Origin of the sequence: Streptomyces anthophorae, assembly GCF_049310305.1 — a bacterium.
In the GTDB taxonomy this organism is placed as follows: Bacteria; Actinomycetota; Actinomycetes; order Streptomycetales; family Streptomycetaceae; genus Streptomyces.
The window spans coordinates 1026111-1045841 of sequence record NZ_JBLWQQ010000001.1 but is presented as its reverse complement, the minus strand read 5'-3'; the positions used below and the strand labels follow the sequence as shown (position 1 = coordinate 1045841).

The 19731-nt window shown below is 72.1% G+C and carries 21 protein-coding genes; 15 read left to right on the top strand and 6 right to left on the bottom strand.

The annotated features are described in order from the left end of the window. The first annotated feature begins 118 nt into the window (after window positions 1-118). Genes ACNYS0_RS04605 through ACNYS0_RS04595 form a run of 3 tightly spaced genes read left to right on the top strand, consistent with a single transcriptional unit; the run spans window position 119 to window position 3070 of the window. Window positions 119-1147 (top strand): sugar phosphate isomerase/epimerase family protein, encoded by a 1029-nt coding sequence (locus tag ACNYS0_RS04605; protein ID WP_422471357.1) that lies wholly within the window; start codon window positions 119-121, stop codon window positions 1145-1147. 46 nt (window positions 1148-1193) lie between these two features. Then, window positions 1194-1580, top strand: coding sequence for a C-glycoside deglycosidase beta subunit domain-containing protein (locus tag ACNYS0_RS04600; RefSeq protein WP_422471356.1), 387 nt, complete (start codon window positions 1194-1196; stop codon window positions 1578-1580). Next, window positions 1577-3070, top strand: a complete 1494-nt coding sequence (locus ACNYS0_RS04595) for a GMC oxidoreductase (protein WP_422471355.1) — start codon at window positions 1577-1579, stop codon at window positions 3068-3070. Before ACNYS0_RS04600 ends, ACNYS0_RS04595 begins: the two co-directional genes overlap by 4 nt. Window positions 3071-3149: 79 nt before the next feature. Here ACNYS0_RS04595 and ACNYS0_RS04590 read toward each other — a convergent pair whose 3' ends face one another. The 3 genes from ACNYS0_RS04590 to ACNYS0_RS04580 are packed head-to-tail and all read right to left on the bottom strand — an operon-like array spanning window position 3150 to window position 7050. Next, window positions 3150-4577 (bottom strand): YlbE family protein, encoded by a 1428-nt coding sequence (locus ACNYS0_RS04590; protein ID WP_422471354.1) that lies wholly within the window; start codon window positions 4575-4577, stop codon window positions 3150-3152. After that, window positions 4574-6106 carry an acyl-CoA synthetase FdrA gene (gene fdrA, locus ACNYS0_RS04585; protein ID WP_422471353.1) on the bottom strand — a complete coding sequence of 511 codons (1533 nt, stop codon included), beginning with the start codon at window positions 6104-6106 and terminating at the stop codon, window positions 4574-4576. The genes ACNYS0_RS04590 and fdrA overlap by 4 nt, the downstream gene beginning before the upstream one ends. An 11-nt stretch (window positions 6107-6117) precedes the next feature. Further along, window positions 6118-7050, bottom strand: coding sequence for an oxamate carbamoyltransferase subunit AllH family protein (locus ACNYS0_RS04580; RefSeq protein ID WP_422471352.1), 933 nt, complete (start codon window positions 7048-7050; stop codon window positions 6118-6120). Window positions 7051-7167: 117 nt separating this feature from the next. On the opposite strand from ACNYS0_RS04580, the gene ACNYS0_RS04575 reads away from it, so the two are divergent. Next, a complete protein-coding gene (locus ACNYS0_RS04575; RefSeq protein WP_422471351.1) occupies window positions 7168-8097 on the top strand; it encodes a carbamate kinase in 930 nt (309 codons plus the stop codon). A 73-nt stretch (window positions 8098-8170) separates the two neighbouring features. Here the strand turns inward: ACNYS0_RS04575 and ACNYS0_RS04570 are convergent, their stop codons facing one another. Beyond that, window positions 8171-8818 (bottom strand): GntR family transcriptional regulator, encoded by a 648-nt coding sequence (locus ACNYS0_RS04570; protein WP_422471350.1) that lies wholly within the window; start codon window positions 8816-8818, stop codon window positions 8171-8173. A 239-nt stretch (window positions 8819-9057) separates the two neighbouring features. Between ACNYS0_RS04570 and ACNYS0_RS04565 the strand changes: the two genes are divergently transcribed. Then, a complete protein-coding gene (locus tag ACNYS0_RS04565; protein ID WP_422471349.1) occupies window positions 9058-11145 on the top strand; it encodes a SpoIIE family protein phosphatase in 2088 nt (695 codons plus the stop codon). A gap of 41 nt (window positions 11146-11186) precedes the next feature. Here the strand turns inward: ACNYS0_RS04565 and ACNYS0_RS04560 are convergent, their stop codons facing one another. After that, the gene (locus tag ACNYS0_RS04560) at window positions 11187-11915 is read right to left on the bottom strand and encodes an SDR family oxidoreductase (RefSeq protein WP_422471348.1); all 729 of its coding nucleotides are present in this window, start codon (window positions 11913-11915) and stop codon (window positions 11187-11189) included. Window positions 11916-11990: 75 nt separating this feature from the next. Between ACNYS0_RS04560 and ACNYS0_RS04555 the strand changes: the two genes are divergently transcribed. The 3 genes from ACNYS0_RS04555 to ACNYS0_RS04545 all read left to right on the top strand — a co-directional run bounded on the left by ACNYS0_RS04555 (window position 11991) and on the right by ACNYS0_RS04545 (window position 13243). Then, entirely contained in the window at window positions 11991-12368 is a 378-nt protein-coding gene (locus ACNYS0_RS04555) for a MerR family transcriptional regulator (RefSeq protein WP_422471347.1), read from the top strand. A gap of 168 nt (window positions 12369-12536) precedes the next feature. Beyond that, window positions 12537-12761 (top strand): hypothetical protein, encoded by a 225-nt coding sequence (locus ACNYS0_RS04550; protein ID WP_422471346.1) that lies wholly within the window; start codon window positions 12537-12539, stop codon window positions 12759-12761. Then, on the top strand, window positions 12761-13243 hold the full coding sequence (locus ACNYS0_RS04545) for a GreA/GreB family elongation factor (RefSeq protein WP_422471345.1): 483 nt from the start codon (window positions 12761-12763) through the stop codon (window positions 13241-13243). Before ACNYS0_RS04550 ends, ACNYS0_RS04545 begins: the two co-directional genes overlap by 1 nt. Window positions 13244-13276: 33 nt before the next feature. Here ACNYS0_RS04545 and ACNYS0_RS04540 read toward each other — a convergent pair whose 3' ends face one another. Beyond that, entirely contained in the window at window positions 13277-13669 is a 393-nt protein-coding gene (locus tag ACNYS0_RS04540) for a winged helix-turn-helix transcriptional regulator (RefSeq protein ID WP_422471344.1), read from the bottom strand. Window positions 13670-13758: 89 nt separating this feature from the next. Here ACNYS0_RS04540 and ACNYS0_RS04535 point away from each other — a divergent pair, with 89 nt between their 5' ends. From ACNYS0_RS04535 to ACNYS0_RS04505, 7 genes are all read left to right on the top strand, one after another. Continuing rightward, window positions 13759-14616, top strand: coding sequence for an SDR family oxidoreductase (locus ACNYS0_RS04535; RefSeq protein ID WP_422471343.1), 858 nt, complete (start codon window positions 13759-13761; stop codon window positions 14614-14616). An 80-nt stretch (window positions 14617-14696) separates the two neighbouring features. After that, window positions 14697-15281: a dihydrofolate reductase family protein gene (locus ACNYS0_RS04530; RefSeq protein ID WP_422471342.1), complete on the top strand. Its 585-nt coding sequence runs from the start codon at window positions 14697-14699 to the stop codon at window positions 15279-15281. Next, entirely contained in the window at window positions 15278-15691 is a 414-nt protein-coding gene (locus ACNYS0_RS04525; RefSeq protein ID WP_422471341.1) for a VOC family protein, read from the top strand. Before ACNYS0_RS04530 ends, ACNYS0_RS04525 begins: the two co-directional genes overlap by 4 nt. Before the next feature lie 76 nt (window positions 15692-15767). Further along, window positions 15768-16700 (top strand): pentapeptide repeat-containing protein, encoded by a 933-nt coding sequence (locus ACNYS0_RS04520; protein WP_422471340.1) that lies wholly within the window; start codon window positions 15768-15770, stop codon window positions 16698-16700. 58 nt (window positions 16701-16758) lie between these two features. Then, window positions 16759-17193: a hypothetical protein gene (locus tag ACNYS0_RS04515; protein ID WP_422471339.1), complete on the top strand. Its 435-nt coding sequence runs from the start codon at window positions 16759-16761 to the stop codon at window positions 17191-17193. A 107-nt stretch (window positions 17194-17300) separates the two neighbouring features. After that, the gene (locus ACNYS0_RS04510) at window positions 17301-18464 is read left to right on the top strand and encodes a PLP-dependent cysteine synthase family protein (RefSeq protein WP_422471338.1); all 1164 of its coding nucleotides are present in this window, start codon (window positions 17301-17303) and stop codon (window positions 18462-18464) included. After that, window positions 18464-19726 (top strand): MFS transporter, encoded by a 1263-nt coding sequence (locus tag ACNYS0_RS04505; protein ID WP_422471337.1) that lies wholly within the window; start codon window positions 18464-18466, stop codon window positions 19724-19726. Before ACNYS0_RS04510 ends, ACNYS0_RS04505 begins: the two co-directional genes overlap by 1 nt. The last annotated feature ends 5 nt before the right edge of the window (window positions 19727-19731 follow it).

Here is a 19731-nt window from a genome sequence, read left to right as displayed (position 1 = left end):
GCGGCGCCGCACGCCCGAAAAACAGAATCAGAATCTTGAATTTATTCAACGTGGGGCCCAGACTGGCCCCACGGGACCACTGACCCCACCGGGTCGACGAAGGAGACGACAGCCGAGCATGACGCCCCTGACACCCACCCCAGCCGCGCCGCGGCCGCACGGCATCCGCCGCGCCGTCAGCCTCTACTCGTTCCAGGAGGAGTACTTCCTGCGCACGATGACCGTCGAGGACTGCGTGTCCGCGGCGGCCGGCATGGGCGCGTTCGGTATCGAGATCATCCCCGAGCAGTCCATCCCCGGCTATCCGCTGCTCAGCGACGAGTTCGTCGAGCACTGGCACGGGTGGATGCGTGCGTACGGCACGACACCGGTCGCCACGAACGCCTTCCTCGACACCAGGCTCCGCCCCGGCCGCCTGCTCAGCCCCGACGAACAGGCCGCCTCCGTGCGCCGCGACATCGATATCGCGGTCCGCCTGGGCGCCCCCATCGTGAAGGCCACCATCAACTTCCCGCCCGAGGTGATGGAGGCCGCCGCCCCCTACGCCGAGGAGCACGGCGTCCGGATCCTGCTCGAGGTGCACGCGCCCTTCCACTACGAACACCCCTGGATCCTGGAGCACTTGGAGGTCATGCACCGGGTCGGCCCACAGGCCCTCGGTCTCATGCCCGACATGGGGATCCACGTCAGGACGTTCCCGCGGGTCGTGAGCGAGCGCGCCCTGCGGGACGGTGCACGCCCCGAACTCGTCGACTACATCGTGCGCACCTACGACGACCACGGTGACACCCACGCGCTGATGGACATCGTCAACTACCGCGGCGGCGGCCCCGTCGAGTCCTCCCTCGCCCGCCAGGCCACCCACTACATCTGGACCGAACCGAAGGACGCGCTCGCGCACATGCCCCTCATCGGGCACGTCCAGGCGAAGTTCTACGAGATGACCGACGACGGCCACGAGTTCAGCATCCCCTACGAGGACATCCTCCCCGTCTACGCCGAGGGCGGCTTCACCGGCCACTTCTCCAGCGAGTACGAGGGCAACCGGCACATCCAGGACGCCTTCGAGGTCGACAGCGTGGAGCAGGTCCGCCGGCAGCAGCGGATGCTCGCGCGCCTCCTGGGCGAGTCCGGCACCGCTGCCTGACCCACCCCTTCGTCACCCCAACCACGACCGCAGGGAGCAACACACCGTGTTCGACCAGTACATCGTCTGCGAGGACGGCTTCCGTGCCCGGGGCGACGGCCGCCCGGGCGGCCGGGTGGAAGTCAGGATGCCCTACTACCGGGGCCTGTTCCTCTCCATGGTGGAAGCCGTCGACCTCGTCCTCGACGGCGCCCCGGTACCCGCGGAACGCACCACCCTCACCGTGCACGGAAACACGTACACCTTCGCGCAGCTGCCCCATGTCACCGACGACCGCTGGGAGATGGGGGAGCGGGCGGTCCTCGCGTTCGAGACCGGCGAGCCGCTCGCGCCCGGCGAGCACGAGATCGCCGTGTCCGTGCGGCTGCGGATCTCGTACATGCCGGTGCCCGGCGGCGGCAGCGACCGCAAGCGCCTCACCCTCGGCTCATGACCGCGCGTTTTCCCGCGTACGTGGACGTGGCCGTCGTCGGCAGCGGGCCGTGCGGGGCCGCGTACGCACGGGTCCTGTCCGAGCGGTGCCCGGACCTTCGGCTCGCCACCTTCGAGGCGGGTCCGCTGCTCGCCGACCCTCCCGGACTGCACGTGAAGAACATCGCCGACCCGGCCGAACGCGAGCGCGCGCAACGCCGCTCCGAAGGTCCCGGCACCGCCCCGGCCGACGGCCGCCTCGCCCGCCCCGGCACCTTCCTCCTGGAGGCCGCGAAGGACGGCTCCGGCGAGGGCGGCCTCCCGAACGCGGCGATGTCCAGCAACGTCGGCGGCATGGGCGCCCACTGGACCGCGGCCTGCCCCCGCCCCGGCGACAGCGAGCGCATCGACTTCGTGCCCGGCCTCGACCAACTCCTCGACGAGGCAGAGCGGTTGCTCGGTGTCGACGCCCACGCCTTCGACGACGCACCCTTCGCCGCCGAGGTCCGCAAACGGCTCGCCGGGGCCCTCGACGGCGACCGCCCCCAGGAGCGCCGCGTCCAGCCGATGCCACTGGCCGTGCACCGCGCCGCCGACGGCACCGTCACCTGGTCCGGCGCCGACGTCGTCTTCGGAGAGGCGACCCGGAACAATCCCCGGCACACCCTCTTCGCGGAGGCACTCGTGACGGCCGTCCTGGTCGAGGACGGGCGGGCGGTGGGCGTGCGCGTACGGGACCTCAGTGACGGGAGCCGACACCTCGTGCGGGCCGCGCGGGTCGTGGTCGCCGCCGACGCACTGCGCACACCCCAACTCCTGTGGGCGTCCGGCGTGCGCCCCGCGGCCCTCGGCCGGTACCTCAACGACCAGCCGCAGCTCGTGTACGCGGTGCGGCTGCGGGACGTGCGGGCGGCCGACGGTGGGAGCACACGGCCGGGACCGGCCCGGCACAGCGGCGTCAGCTGGGTTCCGTACACCGATGACGAACCCTTCCACGGCCAGGTGATGCAACTGGACGCCTCACCAGTGCCGTTGGCGGCCGACGACATACCGGCCCCCGGGTCGGTCGTCGGCCTCGGCTGGTTCTGCGCGAAGGACATCCGGGCCGAGGACCGGATCGAGTTCGACGCCGACCGCCGCGACGGCTACGGCATGCCCGCGATGCGCGTCCACTACCGGCTCACCGACCGGGACCGCGCCACACTGGACGCCGCCCGCACCGCCGTCCGGCGCGCCGCCGCGGCCCTCGGCGACCCGCTCGACGAGCAGCCGCACACCCTCGGACTCGGCGCGTCCCTGCACTACCAGGGCACGGTCCGGATGGGAACCGTCGACGACGGCACGTCGGTCTGCGACCCGTCCGGCGAGGTGTGGGGCGTGCGAGGCCTGTACGTCGCGGGCAACGGGGTCATCCCGACGGCCACCGCCTGCAACCCGACCCTGACATCGGTGGCGCTGGCCGTGGCGGGTGCCCGGAGCATCGCCAACTCCGTTGTCCTGGAAGGGGAGTGACGCCGACCGTCAGTGCGTACGCCGAGTTGGCGGTGCGGCCGGCGAATCCGGCCCGGGCCGACAGGCCGAGCGCCCCGGGTCAGGAGAACGTCGCGGCGAGCGCCACCACCGCCTTCTCGAAGACCTCGGCGGGCGGGTGCGTGATACCGGCGCCGATCATCCCGACCCCCGGTTCCTTGTGCGCGATGGCGGTGTTGATGACGGGCAGGATGCCCGTGTCGAGCACCTTGCGGACGTCGATGCCGGTCGGCAGGCCCTGGAAGTCCAGGGACGGGATGGTGATGTTCGGGTTCTGCGCGGTGGTGATCTCGCCCATTTCGCGGGTGCGGGAGAGGGCCTCATCCACGGTGCCGCCGACGAGCGCGACGATGGCGGGCGCCGCGGCCATGGCGAAGCCGCCGAAGCCGTACGTCTCGCTGATGGCACTGTCCCCGATGTCCAGGCCGGAGTCCTCGGGGCGGTACCCGGCGAACATCGGGCCGACGACCCTCTGGGCGGGGCCGGTCAGCCAGTGGTTGCCGGGCAGGCCGCTGACGCGCAGACCGAACTCGACGCCGTTGCGGGCCATCGTCGTGACGACGGTCGAGTCCGCGATGCCGTGTGCCGCGTCGAGGGCGGCCTTGGCCATGGCCAGCCACGTAGGCCCGGAGAAGTAGTCCGAACTGGCGATGAAGTCGAAGACCTCCTTCTGCCGCTCGGCGGAGAAGCCCGTCCGTACGATCCGGGGCGCGAGCTCCTGCATCAGCAGCAGGCTCCCTGCGATGTTGCGGTTGTGCGCCTCGTCGCCCATGTGCAGTGCCTGGGACAGCAGCAGGCGCAGGTCGATCGGGCCGCCGAGCTCCATGGCCTCCTTGAGCATGGGGCCGAGGACGTCCCGCATCCAGATCAGCCGCTCGACGACCGACTCGTCGTTGGCCCCCATGCGCAGGATCTTCGACATCTGCTCGGAGAGGTTGGTGTACGCGCGGTTGCCGTGCGTCTCGTTGTGCAGGACGTGCATGTACATCGACGCCGAGGTGACTCCCGCCATCGAGCCCACGCAGTCGTGTTCGTGACAGGGGGAGAAGGTGATCCGGCCGGAGGCCGCGACCTGTTCGGCCTCGGCGAGGTCGGCCGCGAGGCCCTCGAAGACGAGGGCGCCGAGCACGGCTCCCTTCATCGGCCCTGACATCTTCTCCCAAGTGATGGGCGGTCCCGCGTGGAGGATCGTGGTCGGGGTCATGCCGGGCACGACGTCGATGGCCCGGCCGAAGCCGACCAGCATCGGCTTGGCGCTGGTGATCCGCTCCACGGCCTCGGCGTTGGCGGCCTCGATCCGGGCGGCGATGTCGGGGCGCGCGAGGTGGTCGAGGGCGGAGATCACCTCGGGCCTGCCGTTGCCCGGCGGGACCCAGTCGACCGTGGTGACCTTGGCGTTCTGGGCGGCGATGTCCTCCTCGAACAGGGCGAGGCCGACGTTGACGACGTTCAGTTCGCCGCCGAAGAGCTGAGTGATGGGCGTGGTCATGCGCGGGCTCCCTCGCTGACGACGGCGCGGGCGTACTGCCCGGTTTCGGTGCTGCTGCGGGTGACGGTGACTCCCGCCTTCTCCAACGCGGAGACCTGGGCGGCGAGTCGAGGTGTGTCCTGGTCGGTGCCGAGGACGTAGCCGACGATCTCCAGATGGCGCCCGTCCGCCGCGGCGACGCTCTGCGCCTCGGCGATGGCCGGCAGGGCCGCGCCGACGGGATCCTCGTGCGCGCCGTAGCCGAGGACGAAGTCCATGACGACGAGGGCCACTTCCGGGTCCCGGGCCTCCCGCAAGAGGCGTTCCAGGCGCGGCGACGGGTCGATCATCGGGTGCGGTCGGCCGTTGGTGAACTCGTCGTCGCCGAAGTCGAGGAAGGTGTGGCCGCGGCTCGCGTCCGCCGCGCGCAGTACCCGGTCCGGGTTCTTCTGGATGTTGCTCCAGACCTCGTCCTCACCGGCGTCGAGGAGGGTGTACATCGACTCGTCGCACAGGGTCCCGCCGCAGAACAGGCCGCGGACGTAACGCTGTTGGGGGCCAAGCCTCGCGCGTACGGACGCGATCCGGTCGGCGTCCGGGCCCGGCGCGGCGGCCTCCGGATCGCTGGTCAGGCGCACGGCCTGGAGCGCCGCGTCCTGGCTGCTCGCCGCGTAGTGTCCGCCGGCGTCGACGACCGCCTCCCGTGAGCCGCCGACGAAGTGGACGACGACCGGTTTGCCCGCGGTGGCGATCTCGGCGAGCACCTTCCGCTCGACGTCCGGGGCCGGCGGCTTGGAGACGAGGACGATGGCCTCCGTCCCCGGGTCGGCGGCGAGGGCGCGGATGGCGTCGATCATCATGACGCCGCCGACCTCGGCGCTCAGGTCGCGCCCGCCCGTGCCGATGAGCTGGGAGATCCCGCCGCCGAGTGCGTGCACGCGCACGCTGACCTCCTGCGAACCGGTGCCGGACGCGGCGACGATGCCGACGGAGCCGGGGCGGACCGCGTTGGCGAAGCAGAGCCCGACGTTGTTGATGATGGCGGTGCCGCAGTCGGGGCCCATCATCAGCAGGCCCTTGTCGTGGGCCAGGGCCTTCAGCGCGATCTCGTCCGCGAGCGCCACGTTGTCGCTGAACATCATGACGTGCAGACCGTTCTCGAGCGCCGTGCGTGCCTCGCGGGCCGCGTAGGCGCCGTTGACGGCGACGACGGCCAGGTTCGCCGTCGGGTCGGCCCTGACGGCGGAGGCGAGGGTGCGGTGGGTGGCCCGCGGCCCGCCGCCCGCCGGGGACTTGCGCTGAAGGAGTTCCTCGATCCGGGCGTGGGTGGCCGCGGTGTCGACGCCGTCCCCGGTCACGGTGACGATCATGAGGTCGCCGTTGCCCGCGGCCTCCAGTTCCGGGGTGAGCAGGTCGAGGTTGCCGAGCACCTCCTTGTTCTTCTCGGTGGCCATGGCGACGAACGCCTGCTCCACACCGTCGAGTCGGTTCGCCTTCGTCGATATCGACATCAGTGACACCGAATCGAAGTACGTATTCTTTTTGATCACTGCGGTGGCGTTCACATGGAACCTCTCAATTCTGCTTCCAGGCGGAGTCCGGACAGGAGGCCGGACAGGAGGTCGGCCCCGGAGGTGTGGCCGATGGCGAGCACGCGGTCGACCGAGGGTCGCAGGCGGCGGGACAGCTCGGCTGCGGCCGGTGCGGCGGGAGCGAGCAGTGGGTGCAGCACGTCGAGCAGGCTCTGCCGCACACGGCCGCGCAGCGCTTCGCGCAGGGTGGTCCGGCTCAGCCGCGTCGTCCGGTCGGGGTGGCGGTCCAGTACCTCCCGCGCGGCGGTGACACAACCGGTCGTACGGCTGCCGAGCTGGGCGGCGAGGAGGCCGAGCCCGGTCAGGAAGTCGTCGCCGGACGGGGTCAACCCGAGCCCCAGGCCCAGCAGTTGGGTGACCGCTGCGCGCAGGCCCGGCCCGTCGCCCGCGAGCACGGACCGGCGCAACGCCTCCTGCCCCCGCAGCAGTTCGGCTGCGACCGCGGCCTCGAAGACGTTCGGCGAGTCGGGAGGTGTGCGCATGCCGCCATGTGTGCCGTGAGCGTCGAGCAGTTCCGCGAGGACCCGGGCCCGTACGGCCAGTTGGGGGCCGGTCAGCCGCAGCGCGGCCGGTTTGGAATGCCATTCCCGCGGACGGGATGTCATCAGTACGACGTGGCGGGCCGGGGCGCCGAGGGTGATTCCGCCGGCGGTCAGTGTGACCGGGGTGCCCGCCCTGATGCCCGAGGCCGACCAGTCCTCGATGTCGACGCGCGCGCTCCACGGTGCGTCGTCGAGGCCGCGGGCACACAGTGACACCAGCTCGTCGTCGCTGGTCAGGACGTTGATGACGTGGGTGAAGGCGCTGTCCACGTGCCCGCTGAGCCGGCCGGGGCGCAGGCGCGCCAGCAGTTCGGCATCGGCGGACAGTGCCGTCAGGGACGACGGGGCGGGCTGGGTCATGGGCGCCACCTTCTTGCGCGTGAGTTTCTGGCCGCACCCTAGCCCATTTGGTATACCATTTCGAGGGTGCTGCCTCCCGGGAGCACGGTGAGCGGGAGCACGAGGAGGGGAGACACCATGCGAGTGGTGGTGGCACTGGGTGGAAACGCCCTGGCCCGTCGCGGGGAACCCATGACGGCCGACCGGCTGCGGACCAACGTGAGGTCGACCTGTGCGGCCCTTGCGGGGCTCGCCCGCGAGCACGAAGTCGTCGTCACGCACGGGAACGGGCCGCAGGTCGGCCTGCTCGCCCTCCAGAACCTGGCCTACCAGGACGTCGCCGCCTACCCGCTGGACATCCTGGGCGCCGAGACGCAGGGGATGATCGGCTACGTCATCCAGCAGGAGCTCTCCAACGCCCTCGCCGGCGAGCGCGAGGTGACGGCCGTGCTCACCACGACGCTGGTCGACGAGAACGATCCGGCCTTCGAGCGGCCGACGAAGCTCATCGGTCCTGCCTATTCGGCGCAGGACGCGGCCGAGGCGGCGGCGGAGTACCGCTGGACGATCGCGCGGGACGGCGACACCTTCCGCCGGGTCGTGCCCTCGCCCGACCCGGTCCGCGTCCTCCAGGCCCCCGACATCCGCCTCCTGCTGGAGAACCAGAGGCTCGTGGTGTGCGTGGGCGGCGGTGGCGTACCGGTGAAGGCCGACGGTGCGGGACGGACGAGCGGCGTGCAGGCGGTCGTCGACAAGGACCTGGCCAGCGCGGCGCTGGCGGCGGAGCTGAAGGCCGACACACTCGTGATGCTCACCGACGCCGAGTACGTCAGCGAGAACTGGGGCACGCCGGAGCGGCGGGACATCAAGACCGCGGCTGCCGAGGACATCGCCGAACTCACCTTCGCCGCGGGCTCGATGCAGCCGAAGATCGACGCCGCGGTGCGCGTCGCACGTGCGGGCGGCCGGGCGCTCATCGGCCCCCTGGACCGGCTCGACGACCTCCTCGCCCGCAAGGTCGGCACCGAGATCCGCGGCGACGTCGCGGACGGAATCGTCTACGCCTGACCCCGCGCATCCCTCCGGGAAGAGAACTCCCGGCTCCGGTGGCCGGCGCCACGCCCCATCGGAGCCGGGTCGGTCAGTCCGTCTTCTGGGCGCGCGCCTCCTGCTGCGCCCGCCCGGTCTCCAGGTGGCGCAGCACGAGCGCCTCGACACCCGCGACGTCGCGCCGCTCGATCGCCTCGTAGAGCAGCCGGTGTTCCTCGGCGACCTTCGCCAGGTCGTCGTGCTGGCCGAGCAGCCAGCGCATCCGGCTGCGCAGGGTGAGTTGCAGCTCGTCGAAGACGTGGTTGCCCGCGAGTTCGGCGGCGCACTCGTGGAATTCGGCGGCGATCCGGCGCGCGGTGGCGGCGTCGCCCGACGCGGCCGCGGCGAGCTCGGCGTCGAGCACGGCACGCAGGCGTTCGAGCCCGGCGCGGGTGCGGCGCTGCGCCGCCAGCTTGAACGTGACGGTCTCCAGGGCGAACCGCACCTCCTGGAGGTCGGCGATGTCGCTCTTGGTGAACTCGCGGACGACGGCCCACGTCCGGGGGCGCGGGGTGACGAGCCCCTCGGCGACGAGCGCCTTCAGCGCGTCCCGCACCGGCACCCTGCTCACGCCGAGCTCACCGGCCAGGTCCCGTTCGACGAGCTTGCTGCCCTGTGGGCGGGTGCCGTTGACGATGTCGTCGCGGATCAGCCGCGCGATCCGTACCGACTCGGCCTCCCTGCCCTCTTCCACTGCCATCCGGTCCTCGCGCATTCCTTCGGTATATCAAGAGGCGACTTGGTATACCATTCTAGATCCACTCGGATCGGCCAGGAGACGACACGACCGGCCTCGTGCGTCTCCCCGGGCTCATCCACCGGGTCGGCACCACCGGTCCGCCCGGTTCGCGGATGTGCATTGTGCTGCGCCCCGCGACATGCTGGAATGCAGGCGATCCGGCTTCGCCGGTCGCCTGGTGTGCGAAGGCGGTGGGCGGCGTGACTGAGTACGGCTTCACGGCCGGGCCGACCGAGGCGCGGGACGGCGAGGTGTTCTCCGCCCCCGGTGGTCTGCTCGACCTGTTGGGTGTGGCCGCCGTGGTCCTGGACGTCGAGGGCCGGATCACGCTGTGGAGCCCCGAGGCGGAGCGGCTGTTCGGCTACAGCGCCGCGGATGCGCTGGGGCGCAGCGCGGAGGAACTCCTGGTCGAGCCGGAACACGCGCCGCAGGTGCGGGAGTGGTTCCAGCGCGTCCTGGACGGCGAGGCGTGGGCCGGAGGATTCCCCATCCGGTGCAAGAACGGCACGGTGTGCCAGGCGGAGTTCCGCAACGTGCCGCTGAAGGACATCGAGGGGCGGATCTACGCGCTCGGCATCGCCACCGACCAGACGCAGCTGCGCGAGGTGGAGACCGGCCTCGCGCTGACGGCCCCGCTGTTCTACCACTCGCCCATCGGACTCGCGGTCTTCGACACCGAGCTGCGCTACCGGCTGATCAACCCCGCGCTCGAGAAGTTCCACGGCACACCGGCCGCGCAATGCGTCGGCCTGCGCCCCTCGGAAGTACTGCCCTTCATGGACACCGGTCCGATCGAGGCGGCGCTGCGCCACGTGCTCGACACCGGGCAGCCGATGCTGGACCAGTTCACCTCGAGCACGACCCCGTACGATCCCGACCCCGAACGCGAGCACGCGTGGTCCACCTCGTACTACCGGCTCCAGGACACCCGCGGACGTGTCATCGGGGTGGCCGCCGCCGTCATCGACGACACCGAACGGCACCAGGCCGCCGTGGAGGCCGCCCGCGCCCGCCGACGCCTGGCCACGCTGGCGGACGCCGGAGTGCGCATCGGCTCCACGCTCGACATGGAGCGCACCGCGCGCGACCTCGCCGACATCGCCGTGACGGATCTGGCCGACGTGGCCGCGGTGGACGTACTGGACGTCATCTTCACCGGCGTCGACCCCGCCGTGCCGGACACCGGGAAGGGGGCCGCCTTCCGGCCGCTCGCCGTCGCCGCCCGTCCGCCCAGCGACGCGGTCCGGGCCGCCGATCCGGTCGGCGAGGCCGCGGTCTACGCGGCCGACCGGCTGGTGACCGAGTGTGTGACCACGGGCCGTCCGGTCCTGGTGCCGCAGCTGACCGCCGACACCTTACGGCGGCTCGGCAGGGACCCGGACTCGGTCACCCTCGCCCGGGCCGGAGCCCACTCCTACCTGGCCGTGCCGCTGACCGCGCACGGCGTCGTCCTCGGGGCGCTCTCCCTCCTGCGCGTCGGCAACCCGCGCCCCTTCGACGCCGACGACCGCGCCTTCGCCTGCGAGCTCGCCGACCGTGCGGCGATCTGCATCGACAACGGACGCTGGTACCGCCACGAACGCGACACCGCCCTCGCGCTCCAGCGCAGCCTGCTGCCCCAACGGGCCACCCACCGGCCGGGGTTGGAGATAGCCACCCGGTACCACCCGGCCGACGACGCCTCGGGGATCGGCGGGGACTGGTTCGATGTGCTGCCCTTGCCTGACGACCGGACCGCCCTGGTCATCGGGGACGTGATGGGCAGCGGGATCAACGCCGCGGCCACCATGGGTCAACTGCGCACCGCCACGCGGACCTTGGCCCAACTCGACCTCAGCCCCTGCCAGGTGCTGCACCAGCTCGACCGCCTCAGCGCCGACCTCGACGGCTCCTCGTTCGTCACGTGCAGCTATGTCATCTGCGAGCCGGCCACCGGCCACTGCCGGATCGCCACGGCAGGACACCTCCCGCCCGTCCTGGCCCACCCCGACGGCCGGGCCGAAGCCGTCGAGATGGACCCCGGTGCCCCGCTCGGGCTCGGTGACTCGGTCTACACCGCACGGGACTTCACGCTCGCCCCGGGCAGCCGCCTCGTGCTCTACACCGACGGCCTGGTGGAGACCCGCGGCGACGCCATCGACACCCGTATCCAGGTACTCCTCGGCCTCCTCGCCGGACACCGGCCGCTGGAGGAGACCTGCGACCACCTCCTGGAGCACCTGCGCCATCCCGGCGCCCGGGACGACATCGCCCTCCTCGTCGCCCAGCGCGAAGGCCCGGCGAGCTAGGGCCTGTCGGTCGGAACAGCTCCTAGGTCCTGCCGTTCGGATCAGGCCGCCGTCAGCGCCGTCAGGGCGCGGTCCATCGCGGCGTTGAACTCCTCCGGGGCCAGCGGCAGCCGGGACTTGACGTCCCGGCTCCACTGGTCGGCGAGGACCTCGGCGGAGCCCGCCTCGACGCCGTCGAGCGCCGCGTCGGCCAGGTCCGACGGCGCGATCTTGGCCACGGGCCAGCCCGCGGCCATGTCGGTGTCGGCCAGGCCGAGGTGCACCGCCGTCACGAGCGTGCCCTGCTCGGCGAGTTCGAGGCGGACGCCGTTGGTCATCGCCCAGGCGGCGGCCTTCGTCAGGTGGTAGGCATTGGCGCCCGCGCCCCCGAACCACGACATGGCGGAGAGGATGTTCACGATCGCGCCCCCGCCGTTCCCGGCGAGTGCGGGCGCGAACTCCCGGATCATTCCCAGGTGGCCGAACACATTGGTCTCCAGCTCGCGGCGCACCGCGTCCAGGGAACCGGTCACGAGATCGGTCCCCGTCTGGATCCCCGCGTTGTTGACCAGCAGCGTGACGTCCGGGGCGGCCTTGGCGGCGGCCCGGACGGATGCGGGGTCGGTGATGTCGAGGGGCAGCGCCACAACCCCGGGCAGGTCCACGGTCTCCGGGCGGCGGGCCGCCGCGTAGACCTTGCGGGCGCCCCGGTCGAGGAGGCGCTGGGCGAAGGCGCGGCCCAGGCCGCGGTTGGCTCCGGTGACAAGGGCAACTGAGTCGTTGATGTCCATGCCCGGTACGCTAAAACCTGACGTTGACGTCAGGGGCAAGTGCTGTTCTTCGGGAGCGAGGCGAGAGGAACCACCATGACCGTCACGCAGGCCGCGGCGGAGCGGCTGATCCGCATCGGCGAGGTGGCGCGGGCCGCCGGTGTCTCGGTGCGCGCCGTGCGCTACTACGAGCAGCAGGGGTTGCTCGTCGCGGAGCGCAGCCCCTCCGGCCAGCGCCTCTACCGGCAGGACGCCGTCACCCTGGTGCGCTTCTTCCAGCAGATGTACGCCGCCGGCCTGACCAGTCGAAGGATCGCGGAACTCCTCCCGTGCTGGGACTCCGGGCACACCGACGCCGAACAGCGGGCCATGCTGCACGAGGAGCGCGACCGCATCCAGGCCAAGGTCGACGATCTACAGGCCGCCCTTGACCGCCTCGACGAGGTCATCGCGATCGCGGACACACACCCGTAGGCGCGACCGGTCGCACGCCGCACTCCGCTTGCGAGGGAGCGGACATCACGGTTCAGTGGAACGCATCCCCGCGGTCGGCCACTGACGGAGCCGCCGTGCGAACTCCCCGGTCCGGCCGCGCGACGAGCGGTCCATGGCGGTATCTCGGACCGGCATTCAGGAGGAGACATGTCGGGTCACCACAAGTCCAACAAGAAGGTCGAAGGCGACCCGGAAACGGGTCACGGCCGAGGCATGCCCCGGCGGCCCGACGCGGAAGAACTCGACCGCCGCACGCGGGAGGACGAGCGCGAAGCGGGCATCCCCGAGAAGGCAAGGGAGAGTTCGCGCGAGCAGTACGAAGAGGCGCAGGCCGAGGTCGACCGCACGGTCGACAGGCACACGGAGAAGTGATGACCGGAGAACCCCGGCCGATCAGCGCCACCGCACGCCGCGCGCTCGAGAAGGAACTCGCCGACCTGCGCGCCCAACGGAGCGCGGACGCCGCGACGTTGCAGGACAATCCCGATACGGGCGACCGCGCCGACCAGGCCGACGAGCTGCGGCGCCTGGACGTGATCGGACGCCTCGACGACCGCATCTCCGAGATCACCCTGCGGCTGCGCCAAGCCGACGACGCGGGTCCGCCCTCGACCGTCGAGGTCGGCATGGGCAGCACGGTCACCGTGCGGTTCTCCGACGGCACGCGGGGAACCTTCGACATCGGTGAGGTCGCGGAGCCGCGGGACCCTGCGATGGTCACGTACGACAGCCCCCTGGGCAGCGCGCTGCTGGGCCACCGCGCGGGTGACAGCGTCACGTACGACGCGCCCGACGGAGAGGCGACCGTGTCGATCGTGTCGCTCGGCGGGACGGGAGCCGCGGGGGGCGGCTGAGGCCTCCGCCTCGATGGGGGCGCCGGGAGGCCGCTATGCCTGTTCGGCGCTCTTCGTCTCGTCGTACGCCTCGCGCGCCGCCGTCACCTCGGGCAGTCGCCGGTCCGTCCAGTCCGCGAGCGCGCGGACCTGCGCGGCGGCCTCGCGGCCGAGCTCCGTGAGCGAGTAGTCGACGCGGGGCGGGATCACGGGCTTGGCGTCACGGTGGACGACACCGTCCCGCTCCAGGGTTTGCAGCGTCTGCGCGAGCATCTTCTCGCTGACCCCGCCGATCTCTCGGCGCAGCTCGCTGAACCGGTACGAGCGCTCCTCCAGAGCGAGCAGCGCGAGGACGCCCCACCGGCTGGTGACATGCTCCAGCACCAGGCGCTGCGGACACATGCCCTCGCCGGTCGCCGTCCACTCCCGGACCCTGCTCACCTTCATGCCAGTACCTTACTTCAAAGTGGGTACTTACGAATTCTTAGTACCGGTCTTACGGTGGAGGAGAACCGCTGATCAAGGAGATATGAGTCATGAGCCACGTCGTCACCGGCGCCACCGGGAAGCTCGGCCGTCTGGTCGTCACGGGACTGCTGGACGCGGGTGTCCCCGCCTCGGAGATCGCCGCCGTCGTGCGCGACAAGGGCAGGGCCGCGGACCTCGCGGCCCGGGGCGTCGAGCTGCGCGTCGCCGACTACAGCGTCCCCGAGACGCTCGCCGACGCCTTCCGTGCGGGCGACCGCGTGCTGCTGGTCTCCGGCAGCGAGGTCGGGCAGCGCGTCCCCCAGCACCAGGCCGTGATCGACGCCGCGAAGACGGCGGGCGTCGCGCTCCTCGCCTACACCGGTGTGCTCGGCGGCCCGGCCGCCGACTTCGAGCTCGCCGCCGAGCACAAGGTCACCGAGCAGGCGATCCTCGACTCGGGCCTGCCGTACACCTTCCTGCGCAACGGCTGGTACCACGAGAACTTCACCGACAACCTGGCCCCGGTCCTGGAGCACGGAGCCGTCGTGGCGAACGCGGGCGAGGGCCGCTTGGCCTCCGCCTCGCGCGCCGACTTCGCGGCGGCCGCCGTCGCCGTACTGACCGGCGAGGGCCACGAGAACCAGGCGTACGAGCTGAGCGGCGACGAAGCGTGGTCGCTCGCCGAGTACGCCGCCGAGGTCGCGCGCCAGTCCGGCAAGGAGATCGTCTACCGGGCCGTCACGCCCGAGCAGAACCGGGAGATCCTGCTCGGCGCCGGGCTCCCCGCCCCCTTCGCAGACATCCTCGTGGGCGTGGACACCGCGGTCGAGAAGGGGCTGCTCGCCCGGCAGAACGGTGACCTGGCACGCCTCATCGGCCGCCCCACCACACCGATCGCCGACGCGATCGCGCAGGCGCTGCGGTAGGGCCCCGAGGGGGTGTTCGCCGGGGCGATGAGTTCGCCCGCCGTCCGGAGTCCTCCCTGAGACACCAGGGAGGCGGACCCATGACCCCACCGATTCGGCTGTACATGTCGATGTCGCTCGACGGCTTCATCGCCGGCCCGGACGACCGTCCAGGCCAGGAGCTCGGACGGGGCGGCGGGCGCCTCTTCAACTGGCTCGACGACCGGAATTCCGACGGCCCCAGCGGACAGGTCCATCGCGAGGCGCTGGCGACCGGCGCGCTGATCTCCGGCCGCCGGACCTTCGAACTCGCCGGGCGCTGGCAGGGCGACCATCATGACGGTGTGCCGATCCTCGTCCTCACCCACCAGGTCGGGAGCGGTGACGTGCCGCCCGGCCATGCGCGGTTCGTCACCGACGTCGAGGACTGCGCCCGGCGGGCCCGCGCGGCCGCCGGGGACCGTCCCGTCATGGTGCACGGGGCGGGCGCGGCCCAGGCGCTCCTGCGGGCCGGACACCTCGACGAGATGGAGATCCACCTGGTCCCGGTCCTCCTCGGGGCGGGCCGTCGGCTCTTCGACCACCTCGGCGGCGACCACATCGAACTCGACCTCGTCCGACGCCTCGAGGACCGCGACGTCACACACCTGCGCTACCGGGTGCGCCACTCCGAGGAGACGACATGAAGACACTCTTCGTCTCCTACCGCGTCACCGACCTGGACCGCTCGCTCGCCTTCTACACCGCCCTGGGCTACGCCGAGTTGGGCAGGGTCGAGGCCGGCGACGCGGGCCACCTCGTCATCCTGCACTTCCCCGACGAACCGGCCGCCTCGCTCGAACTGGTCCACCGCCCCGCCGAAGGACCCGTCGACGTGGGCACCGGCTTCGACCACCTCGCGATCCAGGTGGACACCCTGGCCGCCACCCTGGAACGGCTCACCGGCGCGGGCCTGGAACCGGGACCGGTCGAGCACCCGGGCGGCCCCGATGGCCCGAAGACCGCGTGGCTCACCGACCCGGACGGCTACCGCATCGAACTGGTGGAGTGGCCGCCCGAAAGCCCCGACGGCATCACCGCGGAGACCTTCTCCTGAGCGGGCCCCGGCCACGGGAATCCGTCCTTGCGGCGCGACAGGTCCTGTTGACGGGACCGCTTTGTAGGGTCGGGGCGTGAAGGACACCGAACGGACCGCCTCCGGGCCACCCGGATTCGCCGGGCGACACATGCGCACGGCACCGGCCGACGCCGAAGCGGCCGAGGTCCTCGCCGATTGGGCGGCCTCCGAGGAGGACGTCACCTTGGATGCCACGTACCTGGACCTGTCGGGCGCCGATCTTTCCGGCGCCGACCTGGGCCGCGCGCTGCTGTGCCCGTCGACGGCCCGCGGCATCGTGCTGAAGGACACCGACCTGTACCGGGCGAACCTCGGCTGGTCGGACCTCACCGGCGCGGTGCTGACCGGCGCCTGCCTGATCAAGGCCGAGCTGACGGAGACGGTGCTGCGCGACGCGGACCTCACGGGAGCCGATCTGGGCAGCGCGGACCTGTACGAGGTCGACGCCCGCCGGGCGTGCTTCGCGGGCGCGCGCCTGAACGGTGCCTCCCTGCTGGGCCCCACGCTGATGGAGGGCGCCGACCTGCGAGGGGCCCGCGTGTCCCGGACGAGTTTCCGCGTGGTCCTCGACGAGAGCACCCGTCTTGAGGGTCTGCACGGCAGCGTCCACGGTCCCGCATACGTCTCAGGCGGCGACGGGCGGCGTGAACTGGCGGGCCTCGCACTGGAGTTGTGGCTCGCCGAGCGGGACGCGACGGTGGAGGTGCTGAACTCGCCCGCGGACACGACGACGTACTACGCGCACGTCGGGGACGGATTCTCGCGCGCCGACCCGGCAGGTGTCGTACGCCGCCGCCGGGCCGGAAACGTCGTCCGTGACGAGGCGTTCACCCGGAACCTGCGCTGGCAGGCGACGGAGTACCTGCGCCGCTACGAACTCGGCCACAACGACGACGACCATGTCGAGATCACCGAGGCGGAGGCCGACGCCTTCGTCCGCCGGATCACCCGGAAGCTCAACGCGGGGGACCCGCCGGCGGACACCTGACGGTTCCCCCCGGTCCTCACGTGCACTTTATGTGCATGATCGGCTACGTTCTGTGCCGATGGGGATCTCGTTCGCAGTGCGCCGCGACCGCCGCACAGGTCCATGGGCCGGTGCGGTCCTCGTCGTGCTGCTGGCCGCGCTGATGCACGTCCTGTGCTGCGCCCACGGGCCCGCGCCGGCGAGTTCCGGGCGGGCCGACACCGTCGCCGCCGTCTCCTGTGCCGCCGAACACGACCACGCCGCCTGCGACCCCCGGGCCGCGCACCCCTCGCATCCCGCGCACGAGGGCGACGAGGAGTGCCGCGGCGCGGACGAGCCCAGCGTGCAGGCGCCGCGCGGCATCCAAGTCGCCCCGGAGGCCGTGCAGTTCACCGTGTCGCGCGCCGAGGCGGACGGTGGCTCGGCCCTGCGGCACGGGCCACCACCGGACAGAGCGCGCGGCCCCCTTCCCGGCCCTCAGGAACGCTCCCGGCTCGGCGTCTGGCGGACCTGACCGGGCCCGCGCCGTCGCAGGTGACCGACGGCGTTCCGGTCAGCCCCTGCCGTCCACCGAACGGCCGCCCCGGCACCCCCTGCCGTCGGCCGTAGGAGAAGCACGTCATGAACCCGAGTACCGCCGCGCGCACGTCCGACGCACCCGCCCAACTGCTCGCCGACGCCAAGCGGCCCCAGCGCACCCCGGCCGGACTGGTCGGCGACACACCCGTGTTGTGGATCGGCGCCCCCTTCACCGCCGCGGGCCGCGGATTCTGGGCCAAGCTCGAAGGCCACAACCCCGGCGGCATCAAGGACCGCACCGCCCTGCACATGGTCCGCGCGGCGCGCCGGCGCGGCCGACTCGCGCCCGGCGCACGCATCGTCGAGTCCACCTCCGGCACCCTGGGCCTCGGCCTGGCGCTCGCCGGAGGCACGTACGGGCACCCGGTCACCGTCGTCTCCGACCCCGGCATGGAACCGCTCATGACCGGGCTGCTCACCGCCTACGGCGCCGACGTCGAGCTCGTCGACACCCCGCACCCCGTCGGCGGCTGGCAGGAGGCGCGGCGCCGGCGCGTGGCGGAGATCCTCGCGGGGCAGCCCGACGCCTGGTGCCCCGACCAGTACAACAACCCCGACAATGTGGCCGCGTACGCCCCGCTCGCCCACGAACTCGTCGCCCAGCTCGGCCGGATCGACACCCTCGTCGTCTCCGTGGGTACCGGCGGACACTCGGCGGGCATCGCCAAGGTGCTGCGCGGATTCTTCCCGCGGCTGCGCGTGGTCGGCGTCGACACCACCGGCTCGACCATCTTCGGCCAGCCCGCAGCGCCCCGCCTGATGCGCGGCCTCGGCAGCAGCATCCATCCGCGCAACGTCGCCTACGAGCTGTTCGACGAGGTGCACTGGGTCGCCGCGCCCGAGGCGGTCCGGGCCGCCCGGCACCTGGCCCGCCGCCACTACGCGACCGGCGGCTGGAGCGTCGGCGCCGTCGCCCTCGTGGCCCGCTGGCTGGCCCGCACGCTGCCCGCGGAGGAGCGCATCGTCGCCGTGTTCCCCGACGGGCCGCAACGCTATGTCGGCACCGTCTTCGACGACACGTACTGCCGGGCGCACGGCCTGCTCGGCGGCGACCCTCCCGCCGACGACCCCGACGAGATCGAACGGCCCGGCGACCGCGTCGTCACCCGCTGGACGCGCTGCACCCACGTCGCCGACCCGCTCGCCACCGACGCGCGACCGATCGCCGGGGTCGACGCCGAGGCCGAGGCCGGGGTGGAGCGGTGATGACCGAGATCTGGCGGCAGACCCGCTCCTTCTCCGCGCCCGTACGCCTGCTGATGGTCAATCAGTTCGCCATCAACCTCGCCTTCTACATGCTCATGCCCTACCTCGCCGCGCACCTGTCCGGCGCGCTCGGCCTCGCGGCCTGGGCGGTCGGGCTCGTGCTCGGCGTGCGCAACTTCTCACAGCAGGGCATGTTCCTCATCGGCGGCACCCTCGCCGACCGCTTCGGCTACAAGGCGCCCATCATGGCGGGCTGCCTGCTGCGCACCGTCGGCTTCGGGCTGCTCGGCTGGGTCGACAACCTGCCGACGCTGATCGCCGCGTCGGCGGCCACCGGGTTCGCGGGCGCCCTGTTCAACCCCGCCGTACGCGCGTACCTGGCCGCCGAGGCGGGCGAGCGGCGCGTGGACGCCTTCGCCACCTTCAACGTCTACTACCAGGCGGGCATGCTGCTCGGCCCGCTGGTCGGACTCGCCCTGCTGGCCGCGGACTTCCGCCTCGTGTGCACCACGGCCGCCCTGGTGTTCGCGGCGCTCACCGTCCTCCAGGCGCGGGCGCTGCCCGCGCGGCGGGGAGCGGGGGCGGAAGCGGGGTGCGAGGGCGTACTAGCCCAATGGCGCACGGTCGTCGCCAACCGGCCCTTCCTGCTCTTCGCCCTCGCGATGATCGGCTCGTACGTGCTGACCTTCCAGGTGTACCTGGCGCTGCCGCTCGCGGCGCGCAACGTGCTGGGAGAACGGGGGACTTGGGTCACGAGCGGCCTGTTCGTGGTGTCCGCCGCGGTCGCCGTGACCGGTCAACTGCGGCTGACGGGCTGGGCGAAGCGGCGCTGGGACCCGCCCCAAGCGCTGGTGCGCGGGCTGACCGCGATGGGCCTCGCGTTCCTGCCGCTCGCGCTGGCCCCGTCCGGCACGGCGTGGGCCGTCGTCGGCGCGCTGGTCGTCGCCGTCGCCCTGCTCGCCATGGGCGGCGCGGTCGTCTACCCCTTCGAGATGGACACCGTCGTGGCGCTCTCAGGCAACCGCCTCGTCGCCACGCACTACGGCCTCTACAACACGGTCTCCGGCCTCGGCATCACCCTGGGGAACCTGGCCACGGGCGCCCTGTGGGACTTCGCCGTACGCCACGACGCGCTGTGGCTGACCTGGTGCGCGCTGACGCTCACCGGCCTCGGGTGCGCGGCGTCCGTGGCGGGGCTCGCTCGCGGCGGGCGCCTCGGGGCGGCAGGCCGCGAGCCCGCGCCGGCAGCGGCGAAGGCGTAGTCCGC

What these genes read in the sequence shown, in the direction of transcription:
- ACNYS0_RS04530 (WP_422471342.1), top strand. Translation starts at nt 14,697, where the DNA reads ATGACCCCACCGATTCGGCTGTACATGTCGATGTCGCTCGACGGCTTC.
- ACNYS0_RS04535 (WP_422471343.1), top strand. Translation starts at nt 13,759, where the DNA reads ATGAGCCACGTCGTCACCGGCGCCACCGGGAAGCTCGGCCGTCTGGTC.
- ACNYS0_RS04525 (WP_422471341.1), top strand. Translation starts at nt 15,278, where the DNA reads ATGAAGACACTCTTCGTCTCCTACCGCGTCACCGACCTGGACCGCTCG.
- ACNYS0_RS04570 (WP_422471350.1), bottom strand. Translation starts at nt 8,818, where the DNA reads ATGGCAGTGGAAGAGGGCAGGGAGGCCGAGTCGGTACGGATCGCGCGG.
- ACNYS0_RS04515 (WP_422471339.1), top strand. Translation starts at nt 16,759, where the DNA reads ATGGGGATCTCGTTCGCAGTGCGCCGCGACCGCCGCACAGGTCCATGG.
- ACNYS0_RS04545 (WP_422471345.1), top strand. Translation starts at nt 12,761, where the DNA reads ATGACCGGAGAACCCCGGCCGATCAGCGCCACCGCACGCCGCGCGCTC.
- ACNYS0_RS04575 (WP_422471351.1), top strand. Translation starts at nt 7,168, where the DNA reads ATGCGAGTGGTGGTGGCACTGGGTGGAAACGCCCTGGCCCGTCGCGGG.
- ACNYS0_RS04580 (WP_422471352.1), bottom strand. Translation starts at nt 7,050, where the DNA reads ATGACCCAGCCCGCCCCGTCGTCCCTGACGGCACTGTCCGCCGATGCC.
- ACNYS0_RS04595 (WP_422471355.1), top strand. Translation starts at nt 1,577, where the DNA reads ATGACCGCGCGTTTTCCCGCGTACGTGGACGTGGCCGTCGTCGGCAGC.
- ACNYS0_RS04505 (WP_422471337.1), top strand. Translation starts at nt 18,464, where the DNA reads ATGACCGAGATCTGGCGGCAGACCCGCTCCTTCTCCGCGCCCGTACGC.
- ACNYS0_RS04560 (WP_422471348.1), bottom strand. Translation starts at nt 11,915, where the DNA reads ATGGACATCAACGACTCAGTTGCCCTTGTCACCGGAGCCAACCGCGGC.
- ACNYS0_RS04550 (WP_422471346.1), top strand. Translation starts at nt 12,537, where the DNA reads ATGTCGGGTCACCACAAGTCCAACAAGAAGGTCGAAGGCGACCCGGAA.
- ACNYS0_RS04540 (WP_422471344.1), bottom strand. Translation starts at nt 13,669, where the DNA reads ATGAAGGTGAGCAGGGTCCGGGAGTGGACGGCGACCGGCGAGGGCATG.
- ACNYS0_RS04605 (WP_422471357.1), top strand. Translation starts at nt 119, where the DNA reads ATGACGCCCCTGACACCCACCCCAGCCGCGCCGCGGCCGCACGGCATC.
- ACNYS0_RS04590 (WP_422471354.1), bottom strand. Translation starts at nt 4,577, where the DNA reads ATGACCACGCCCATCACTCAGCTCTTCGGCGGCGAACTGAACGTCGTC.
- ACNYS0_RS04510 (WP_422471338.1), top strand. Translation starts at nt 17,301, where the DNA reads ATGAACCCGAGTACCGCCGCGCGCACGTCCGACGCACCCGCCCAACTG.
- ACNYS0_RS04555 (WP_422471347.1), top strand. Translation starts at nt 11,991, where the DNA reads ATGACCGTCACGCAGGCCGCGGCGGAGCGGCTGATCCGCATCGGCGAG.